This is a genomic window from Methylobacter tundripaludum SV96 (genome assembly GCF_000190755.2).
Lineage (GTDB): Bacteria > Pseudomonadota > Gammaproteobacteria > Methylococcales > Methylomonadaceae > Methylobacter_A > Methylobacter_A tundripaludum.
On the sequence record NZ_JH109153.1, the window covers coordinates 1,535,325 to 1,544,395 of the forward strand.

10 protein-coding genes and 1 pseudogene are annotated in these 9,071 nt (G+C 45.0%); 7 read left to right on the forward strand and 4 right to left on the reverse strand.

The genetic code is table 11. From position 1 onward, the window contains the following. Window positions 1–74: 74 nt before the first annotated feature. Both METTU_RS19685 and METTU_RS19690 read left to right on the forward strand, forming a co-directional pair. A complete protein-coding gene (locus tag METTU_RS19685) occupies window positions 75–818 on the forward strand; it encodes a DNA cytosine methyltransferase (protein WP_006893744.1) in 744 nt (247 codons plus the stop codon). A gap of 481 nt (window positions 819–1,299) precedes the next feature. Then, the gene (locus tag METTU_RS19690; RefSeq protein WP_006893745.1) at window positions 1,300–1,803 is read left to right on the forward strand and encodes a hypothetical protein; all 504 of its coding nucleotides are present in this window, start codon (window positions 1,300–1,302) and stop codon (window positions 1,801–1,803) included. On the opposite strand, the gene METTU_RS19695 is transcribed toward METTU_RS19690, so the two are convergent. The 3 genes from METTU_RS19695 to METTU_RS19705 form a co-directional block, all read right to left on the reverse strand. After that, entirely contained in the window at window positions 1,782–2,147 is a 366-nt protein-coding gene (locus tag METTU_RS19695; protein ID WP_006893747.1) for a hypothetical protein, read from the reverse strand. The genes METTU_RS19690 and METTU_RS19695 overlap by 22 nt on opposite strands. Before the next feature lie 237 nt (window positions 2,148–2,384). After that, entirely contained in the window at window positions 2,385–2,756 is a 372-nt protein-coding gene (locus METTU_RS19700) for a hypothetical protein (protein WP_006893748.1), read from the reverse strand. A gap of 236 nt (window positions 2,757–2,992) precedes the next feature. Further along, window positions 2,993–3,379 carry a hypothetical protein gene (locus tag METTU_RS19705; RefSeq protein WP_006893749.1) on the reverse strand — a complete coding sequence of 129 codons (387 nt, stop codon included), beginning with the start codon at window positions 3,377–3,379 and terminating at the stop codon, window positions 2,993–2,995. 204 nt (window positions 3,380–3,583) lie between these two features. Between METTU_RS19705 and METTU_RS19710 the strand changes: the two genes are divergently transcribed. From METTU_RS19710 to METTU_RS19735, 5 genes and pseudogenes are all read left to right on the forward strand, one after another. Then, entirely contained in the window at window positions 3,584–4,891 is a 1,308-nt protein-coding gene (locus tag METTU_RS19710) for an ISNCY family transposase (protein ID WP_006889414.1), read from the forward strand. A gap of 251 nt (window positions 4,892–5,142) precedes the next feature. Then, window positions 5,143–5,616, forward strand: a complete 474-nt coding sequence (locus METTU_RS24710) for a helix-turn-helix domain-containing protein (RefSeq protein WP_006893918.1) — start codon at window positions 5,143–5,145, stop codon at window positions 5,614–5,616. Next, window positions 5,613–5,927, forward strand: coding sequence for a transposase (locus tag METTU_RS24715; RefSeq protein WP_254258069.1), 315 nt, complete (start codon window positions 5,613–5,615; stop codon window positions 5,925–5,927). Before METTU_RS24710 ends, METTU_RS24715 begins: the two co-directional genes overlap by 4 nt. 62 nt (window positions 5,928–5,989) lie before the next feature. Beyond that, window positions 5,990–7,199 (forward strand): annotated as a pseudogene (locus METTU_RS19730) (IS3 family transposase). Between the two features lie 32 nt (window positions 7,200–7,231). Then, window positions 7,232–7,465 carry a transposase gene (locus tag METTU_RS19735; protein ID WP_302050608.1) on the forward strand — a complete coding sequence of 78 codons (234 nt, stop codon included), beginning with the start codon at window positions 7,232–7,234 and terminating at the stop codon, window positions 7,463–7,465. Window positions 7,466–7,671: 206 nt separating this feature from the next. Here the strand turns inward: METTU_RS19735 and METTU_RS19740 are convergent. Then, the coding region (locus tag METTU_RS19740; protein ID WP_006893750.1) for a hypothetical protein at window positions 7,672–9,071 on the reverse strand (1,400 nt) is incomplete at its 5' end.

The window sequence follows — 9,071 nt, forward strand, 5'->3', positions numbered from 1 at the left end:
GTGATTGTTTCGGTTGACAAGTAACACTTTAGCCGTTACTATCCGGATATTATTTAACGCAGTAGAGTAACGTTATGTTGGTTCTTTCATTATTTCCCGGTATTGGTCTATTGGATCGTGGTTTTGAAGATGCCGGTTTTTGCGTTGTCCGTGGACCTGATTTAATTTTCGGCGGCGACATTAGGAAATTTACGGTCATGCCGGGCAAATTTGACGGCGTTATAGGCGGTCCGCCCTGTCAGGATTTTTCAAAGGCGAGGAGGGCGGAACCAACCGGAAACGGCCTTGAAATGCTTAAGCAATTCAAGCGAATTGTTTTAGAAGCGTCGCCCGTCTGGTGGCTTGCAGAAAATGTTCCCGGCGTTCCTGATATACGTATCGACGGTTATTCATGGCAGCGGCTTGACCTGAATTCGGCCGATTTTGGGTCTAAACAGCGGCGTTTACGTCATGTTCAATTTGGTACGCGGGATGGTACGCAGCTGATGATTGAGCGATTAGGTGGCGGAAATGGAAAAGAACCGACAGTGACGGCCAATGATTCAAGGCCAATTTCAGAACTCGCAAGCCTTCAAGGTTTGCCGGTAGGTTTTGACATTCCAGCATTTACGCGGTCCGGTCTTGCCAGCGCCATAGGAAATGGAGTTCCGTACCCGATTGCGCGCGCTTTGGCCGAGTCCGTAAAATGCCGACGTGATTGGGGGCGTTTATGTGCGTGTGATTGTGGCCGTAGGGTAACAGGTCGGCAATTGACCGCTACAGGTGCCTGCAGAAAGCGCATTTTTGATCGTAATCGTTACTCGCCGGCCGGTTGTTAACCTGGTTCAGTAACGGACATGTTACCGACCAGGCGAATGTTTTGGACATCGAGTAACGGAATTTACCCAACCCCGTTACTATTAACCCCGCTTTTGTTTTAGCCCGCACCATTACTTTGCCGCTTCAATAGTCTTTATTAGGTAAAACAAAACCCGTTGATATGGCTTGTGATCTTGGTGATTCGAAGGTAGACAGGTAGGCAACGCCCGACCGGTATTTCACGTAAGCCGGTTTAATGTACTTTGTCGGTTCGCTGCCTTGCTCATTGCACACGCAAAATGTATATGAATTAGCGCAAAATGAGCAAGGGCGTGGTGATCGGCTTCGCCCCATTCGTACCGTTAACCGCTTTTGATTTATGACCGACAATAGGACGGGGTCACGGAGTCGCTAGCTAATCGGCTTAGTGACATTTTTGAATAAAGGTTATAGGATACTAACGATAAAGATCATTCTAAACATTTTCGTAGCTGAGGGCTTATGGGAAGATATAACGAGCAAAAATCCGCCAAACAAGTATCAATATGGAAGATTATTTTCGGTGTGGCTTTTGGGATAGTTTTGGCCGGGATGCTTACAACGTTTGGCTTTATATTCTTTACGGGGGCAGCAATATGGGGTTTTAATGAAACTATTAAAAATCAGAGTGCGCAGGCTAATCAATTTAATAATTTACGTGCTCTTGCTACCGTACCAATTTCTACGGCACCACCACAACAAAATAATCAATTAGAAGGCGTTGTTCCGGGTCACCAAGAAAGTATTATTCCTTTGCCTTTATTTCAGATTCCAAAAACTAGGGAAATGTTAATAAAGGAAAAAAGCCAGCATGCATATATGGAAGTTAGAAAGGAATTGAATGATTTTAAGTCCCAATATAAAAAACCTGATGAATGCTATAACATGAAAGACAACGCAACGCGGATGCATTGCGCTAATGCTTTTATAAAGGCACGGGAAGCTTATGAAGCTTTAAATAAATAACCAGCTATTTTTATTAAGCCTTTCCAGGTGTATAGCTTGTGTATTTCATTTTCCAGTTGTCCAATGCGTTCAGCCTCACGCCGAGCATTTAACAGGTTTTCAGGCTTCCAAATCATTCTCTTGTGCATCAGCGAGCCGCGACTAAAGCACCATCCATCCCATCCCGGCGAATTGATTCGTTTAGAGTCCCATAATAGGATATAGCGCTCCATGACAGCCGGAGCGCCTTCCTTGTCCATTCGTGCTATTTCGGCAATATCAACGCCCAGTAATTCAGCGGCCGCTTTGTTGTTGGGTATTATTTTATTGCGCGTGTGGTAAAAGCTCGTTTTTTTCAATGCCATTTTTCCGAACAACCTAGTCAGGATTTAAGGCATTTAACAGGTAAGCTGATAAATGCTTTCGGTTGGTGGTTCATTCGTCCGTTGGTTTTATTGGTTTTGCTGCCTTTCTACACCTCACAGGTTTTACAGATTTTTCGTTCTATGGGTGAAGAAAAGGAACAAAAAATCGGGTATTCGTAAAAACGTGTTGAAAACGCACCGTTAAAAATTATTGTTCTCGTGTTGAAACACTGTTATTTATATGTCCAATCCTTTAATGCCAATTTTCGACCATTCTTCTGCTAATGCTTCAAGCTTAATCGCTTCATCCCAGTTTTGAAGAGCGTTTATATCGTTTGGATCGGTGCGTTCTAATTCGTCTGCTCTTTTTTCAAGGATTTTGACTGCATTCTTAATTTCTCGACTATCAGTGAAATCTCCGCGCATAGCACACCATTTTGTTTTTGCGATCGCGATGTTTAGTATTACGTAGTCCGTTTCGGCTTCATCGCCTTTATACAACCGTATGAACGCCTCGACCGCATCCAGCGCACCATCTGGTACGCGAATTGTTTTGGTTGGCTCACTTTTTGGTCTACCTGAGTTCTCTCTTTTTCCGCCTCTTGCCATGATCGTATCCTAGCGTATGGTTTTTGTTACTGATTTCATTATAGCATTCTATTTGATTTTAGAAACAAATATCAAAAGTTATTTATTCAACATGGTTTTACGATAATATTATCGGCTTATGCTGATGAATTAGCCGGATTGAATAATTCATCAGTTGAAGCGCCTGTTCATATTGCTAAAAAAACATGGATGAAAACCGTAACATGCGACCAAAACAACGAACATTGCAAAACCAGTTATCGATAATATCTTCGGCCTATTTTTTTATAAATCAACTTTTTAGTAATCTTGATTAACCCGTAAAGGCTGTAAAGTTTATGTATTTCCGCTTCGAGTTGCCCAATTCGTTCAGCTTCTCGACGCGCATTTAACAGGTTTTCAGGCTTCCAAATCATTCTCTTGTGCATCAGTGATCCGCGACTAAAACACCATCCATCCCAGCCGGGCGAGTTGATTCGTTTAGAGTCCCATAACAGAATATAACGCTCCATGACAGCCGGAGCGCCTTCCTTGTCCATTCGTGCTATTTCAGCAATATCAACGCCCAGTAATTCAGCGGCGGCTTTGTTGTTGGGGATTATTTTATTGCGCGTGTGATAAAAGCTCGTTTTTTTCAATGCCATTTTTCTGACTCCGTGCTGTAAGAATCATTGCTAACGCAAGACTTATGCCGCCAATGATTACAGCATCAATTTTACATAATATACATTATGCGAAGTCTTGGTGTAAGCGCAATATAGTAATGTCCTGTTTTAGCAAAGTAGAAATGTCCTCTCCGGTGTAAATTTACAGTTTTTTGTAAATTTACACCATGGATAACGACAGCTATGCAGGACATCATTACTATGAGCAACAAAGAATTACATCGCATAGAAATTCTACAAAAATTGATTGATAAACGGCTATTCGAACATGAAGCTGCCAAGCAATTAGGTTTGAGCGTTCGCCAGATCAGGCGGTTAAGAAAAGCGTATAAAGCTAATGGAGCCATAGGTGTTGTCAGCAAGAAACGCGGTAATCCAAGTAATCACAAGTATCCAGACTCGATTAAAGAATTGGCCATAGCTTATGTCAAACAATACTACGTTGATTTTAAGCCAACTTTTGCCTGTGAAAAATTAAGTGAAAACCATGAGCTAACTATTTCTCGGGAAACGTTACGAAAATGGATGATTGATGCGGAATTATGGATACCCCAAAGTAGTCGGTTAAAACGCGTCCACCAGCCTCGTAATAGACGTGAATGCTTTGGTGAGCTAATACAGATTGACGGCTCGCCACATGACTGGTTTGAAGGCAGAGCGCCTAAATGCACACTTCTTGTTTATATCGATGATGCAACGGGGAAACTCATGGAATGCCAATTTGTAAAATCAGAGTCAACGTTCACTTATTTTGATTCCACTCGCCGATATTTAGAGAAGCATGGCAAGCCCGTTGCGTTTTATAGTGATAAACACTGCGTATTTCGTGTTAATAAAACAGGTGAATTAGGTGGTGATGGTGTCACTCAATTTGGAAGAGCCTTAACCGAATTGAACATTGATATTATTTGCGCCAATACGCCGCAGGCCAAAGGCCGCGTTGAACGTGTCAATAGAACCCTGCAAGATCGTTTGATTAAAGAAATGCGGCTTATGAATATTTCTGGTGCCGAACAAGGAAATCAATTCTTGCCGGAATTTATGGATAAATTTAACAAACAGTTTGGAGTGGAATCAGTTGATTCCAAGAATATGCACCGTGAATTGCTGCCTCATGAAGAATTAAATGAAATTTTTTCATGGCAGGAAAATAGAACTTTGTCTAAAAATCTAACCCTGCAATACGACAAGGCACTCTACCTGATTGAGGATTCAATTGATAACAGAAGCCTGGCCCGGAATAAAGTGACCGTTTATGAATACTTCGATGGCACAATAAAAATCAAATGTGACAATCGCGAGCTCCCCTACCGCATATTCGATAAAATCAAAAAAATCGATCAAGGGGAAATAGTAAGTAATAAGCGATTGGGAGCGGTTCTAAATTTCATCAAAGAAAAACAGGATAAAAATGATGAAAAACGCAGTGCGGGCGCTCCATCAAGACAACACTTGGGCGAAGTGAGCACCACAATAATTAGAAATGGATGAAAACCCCACCTCCTCCTGATCGTGAGTAAAATTGGGTAGTGGAAAAAGAAAACCAATACAGGGGACACTTCTACTTTGCAGCATAGAGGACATTTCTAAATTGCGTTTACACTTGGAATGAGATCAATCCAGGCCGATCTGGATCGGTTCCGGCGGGTTTGGTAACGCTAAGGACAATATGTGCAGTATAAACGCTGGCTGTTTAGCCGCCGACTAAGTAGTAATGCGAAAGTTATTAGGAAGTAAATTTATTGTGTCAAACTGGAAACGATTGCAATAACAGACAAAAATTAGGAGTCCACCTGAAATTCATCGCCAAACTGACCCCGGAAGAGGAAGTAACGTTAACCGAAGCCTATCGTAACCACCCATTATTCCGGGTTAGACAACGGGCACATGCTATCTTATTGAATAATAGAAGGTATGTAATTGCACGGCTGAGCGAATTGTTTGAGTCCCAGCATGAGACTGTCAGCTCATGGTTAGACAAATGGGAAACAGAGGGATTAATAGGGCTTTACGATTGTCCACGAAGCGGTAGGCCTGTGCGCTTCACGGTTGAGGAACAAGCCGTTTTTCTGGGCTATATTGACAAAAACCCACACCAGCCCAAGGCCGCCGCAGCACGATTGCTGGAGGAGACGGGCAAGGAAGCCAGCCTTGACACCTTTAAACGAATTTTAAAAAAAGTGCCTATGCCTGGAAACGTTGTCGGCAATCAGTGAAGGGAAAGCGTAATGAAGCAGATTTCCAACGTGATAAGGCATATCTGAAGGCCTTGAAACAGCAAGAGGATGATGGGGAATTGAAGCTTTACTACTTTGACGAATCCGGATTTAGCACGACACCCTGTGTACCCTATGGATGGCAACGGATTGGCGAGACCCGACAAATACCCTGCTATCGTAGCAAGCGCATGAATGTGTTAGGTTTTTTGAGTCGCAGCAATGATCTGTTTTTCCACAGCTCCGAACAATCGGTGACAACGGATACGGTTGTCAATGCCTTTGATGCGTTTGTCGAAATGCTTCCATGAAGTGGCTACACTAAACCGGACACACAATCTAAAATAATCTGAAAATAGAGAGTGTGTCGAAAATGGATCAAGAAAAACAAAAAGTAAAAATATATAGCGCCGAATTTAGAGAATCCTCGGTGAAGCTGGCGATAGGTTCTGATAAGCCGATTACCCAAACAGCCAGGGATTTAGGAGTCAATGCCAATACGCTCCATACCTGGATCAACAAATATAGCCAGCCGAAGGAGTACAGCAAAACCGTGCGAACCGATGAGCATCTATACGAAGAATTGAAGCGGCTGAAGAAGGAAAACGCCCGATTAATAGAGGAACGTGACCTGTTAAAAAAAGCAGCGGCGTACTTTGCCAAGGAGCAACGGTCGACTGCATGGATGCAGGAGGTAGAGCAACGCAGGAGCAGTTGCCGAGAAGTACGCCTGGGTCAAACAACATGAGAGCGAATTTTCGGTTAAATCGATGTGCCGGTTCATGAGCGTTTCTCGTAGCGCTTACTATGCTTGGCAGGAGCGCCCTCAGACAGCCATTGAAAAAGACGATGCCGAGCTGGTTGAGGTCATAAAGACCCTGTTCCAGAAGAGTCGGAAAAACTACGGTACGCGTCGCCTCAAGGAGGCCTTAATCAACCGGGATCGGCAGGTCAGTCGACGTCGTATCGGCCGGTTAATGGCTGCTGCGGGTTTAGCCTGTAAAACCAAGCGCAAATTCAAAGCGACCACGAATTCCAAGCATAATTTGCCCATTGCCCCCAATCACTTGGATCGGCAATTCACGGTGGCGCAACCGAATCAAACCTATGTCGGCGACATCACCTATATTCATACACTGGAAGGTTGGCTGTATTTGGCTGTCGTGATTGACCTGTACTCGCGGCAAGTGGTCGGCTGGTCAATGGCTGAGCACATGCGGGCCAAACTGGTGAACGATGCGTTATTGATGGCCGTTTGGCAGCGTAAACCCGGTAAAGGCTTGATATGGCATACCGATAGAGGCAGTCAGTACGCCTCTGACAGTCATCGAACGCTATTGCAGGAGCATGGCATTATCCAAAGCATGAGTCGCAAAGGCAACTGCTGGGATAATGCCGTCTCAGAAAGCTTCTTTCATACCTTGAAAACAGAACTGGTTCATCATCAGCGTTATCAAACCAGAGCTGAGGCTAAGCAGGATATATTTGAATATATCGAGGTGTTTTACAACCGTGAGCGACTTCATTCCGCAAATCACTATGTGTCGCCAGTGGACTACGAAATGCAGCTAAAATCTGCTTAACTTTGTGTCCGGAAAAGTGTTGACACATCACCATTCATCGTAGCGGCGTATTCAAAGAAAAGCTGGCGGGCTGGCAACAACGTGGTGTGTGCTTACATTTTCTTCCGCCTTACAGCCCAGAGCTGAACCTGATCGAAATACTCTGGCGTAAAGTTAAGTACGAATGGTTGCCGCTTGATGCCTATCAAAGTTACGGACACTTGAAAAAGTGGGTGTTGGAAATCCTGAGTGACATCGGTAAAAAATTCCAAATAACTTTTGCGTAACTACTTATGTCGTGATGTGATTGTTTACAGCGGTTGATTAAGTGATGAATGCCAATGCCTTAAATACAACGGGTTTGTTAGGCGGTTGAGCAGTACGCTTATAGCCTCAGCGATTACTTTACCCTCTACCTGGGGGTTCGGCGCTTTTGGCGAGTCCGTGTTCAATCCAGAGTAAGGCTAGAGCCATAGAAACCCCATGGTTTTATTTATGAGGTCAAGAACGAAAGATGGATCTCACTGCCGTATCGGCGAATGATATCCTGTTTAGCAGCACGATACGCCTCAACATTACCTTTATGGCCTGACTTTTCTACAGAACGCCGAGCCAACTCATCTGAAATCACATCCATGAAAAGCTCGGCGAGCAGCAGTCTGGCTGCATCACGAAAATGTCCCCGGCCATCCACATAAAGTTGCACTGTCGGCGCACCGGTATTGATGATGATTTTACGTTCCTCAGCGCTATATACCGCTCGGTCCAGCTCGTTATTAAGGTTACGGAACTCATAGCCCACGAACATATCGGCACCATGATCCCGAGGCTGCCCTCTTTTTGCAATATGACTGGAATAGCCATGGCTGTGTCCGGAAGCATGCTCCGCCACAGCAATTTCACACCAGGCCCAATACGTTCCCGTCCGTGCATTGATCTCTCCATGCTCCCCTGTTGTATCGCCCACAATTGTCCATTCGATCCGCTGGGTTTCACCAAGCTCGCGAACCGCTATCGCCGTCGGAGCGGGTTCGATGTGCATGGAATCGGGCAGCACATAGTTGAAGGTTAATACCTCGTCATCCGAAAACTGGCTCGGATCAAGCAGCAAGGCAACGTGGAAGGTATGATTGACCTTGCGATAATAGAAAGGCGTGGTAAAACGCAGCGCCGCCGGAAGTTCTTTCTCAACGAAAGCACCCGCTTCCAGGTCAGAGGCCGGCGGCAGTACGATGCCCAAGTCTTGTATCGCCGCCCGGCTCATGCGTTGAAGCAGGTGCTCGATCATATGACCGGTTCGACCGGACGTTGTAGCGCGTTCCAGATGCTTCAGTTTTTCTTGCTCCGCCAACACATAGGGCGCGATCATTTTACTGACGGCTTGGGAAAAAGCCTCGACAAAGGCATGCTTATGATTCAGGCCCTCCCTTTCGTCGCTAATAATTGCCATGCCTTGGCCTAATTTTTCGAGCAAGGCTGCACAACGCACCGTGCCAAAAAGATACTCCGTCCCCACCTGGTTTTCATAGTCAAACAGCTGACAGTCCAGCACTGCCATGTCAGACAGGATAATCAGCCCATTCGTCCGTTCGTCGCCCTTTAGGGTTAATTCCACATTCTGCGCGCGCTTCAGGGTCAGTGTAAAAGGGTATTCCTGCTGTTGATAGATAAAGCTCCCAGCCTGATCTGGACCCAGCAGTAAAATTGCAGGTAGCTCCTCGTGGAGCACCGGTCCTCGGCGCTCTATTTCTTTCCCATGCTGTAGGTGCAGCAGTTCCACATTTCTTCGCGTCAGCAAATCGCGCAGATAGATATTATTGGCTACCGCCTGCACAACGGAGCGATAGTGGGATATGTTCACATGCGAGTTCTCAATGACGATGGTTACTTGAG

What these genes read in the sequence shown, in the direction of transcription:
- METTU_RS19690 (WP_006893745.1), top strand. Translation starts at nt 1,300, where the DNA reads ATGGGAAGATATAACGAGCAAAAATCCGCCAAACAAGTATCAATATGG.
- METTU_RS19710 (WP_006889414.1), top strand. Translation starts at nt 3,584, where the DNA reads ATGCAGGACATCATTACTATGAGCAACAAAGAATTACATCGCATAGAA.
- METTU_RS19685 (WP_006893744.1), top strand. Translation starts at nt 75, where the DNA reads ATGTTGGTTCTTTCATTATTTCCCGGTATTGGTCTATTGGATCGTGGT.
- METTU_RS19695 (WP_006893747.1), bottom strand. Translation starts at nt 2,147, where the DNA reads ATGGCATTGAAAAAAACGAGCTTTTACCACACGCGCAATAAAATAATA.
- METTU_RS19705 (WP_006893749.1), bottom strand. Translation starts at nt 3,379, where the DNA reads ATGGCATTGAAAAAAACGAGCTTTTATCACACGCGCAATAAAATAATC.
- METTU_RS19700 (WP_006893748.1), bottom strand. Translation starts at nt 2,756, where the DNA reads ATGGCAAGAGGCGGAAAAAGAGAGAACTCAGGTAGACCAAAAAGTGAG.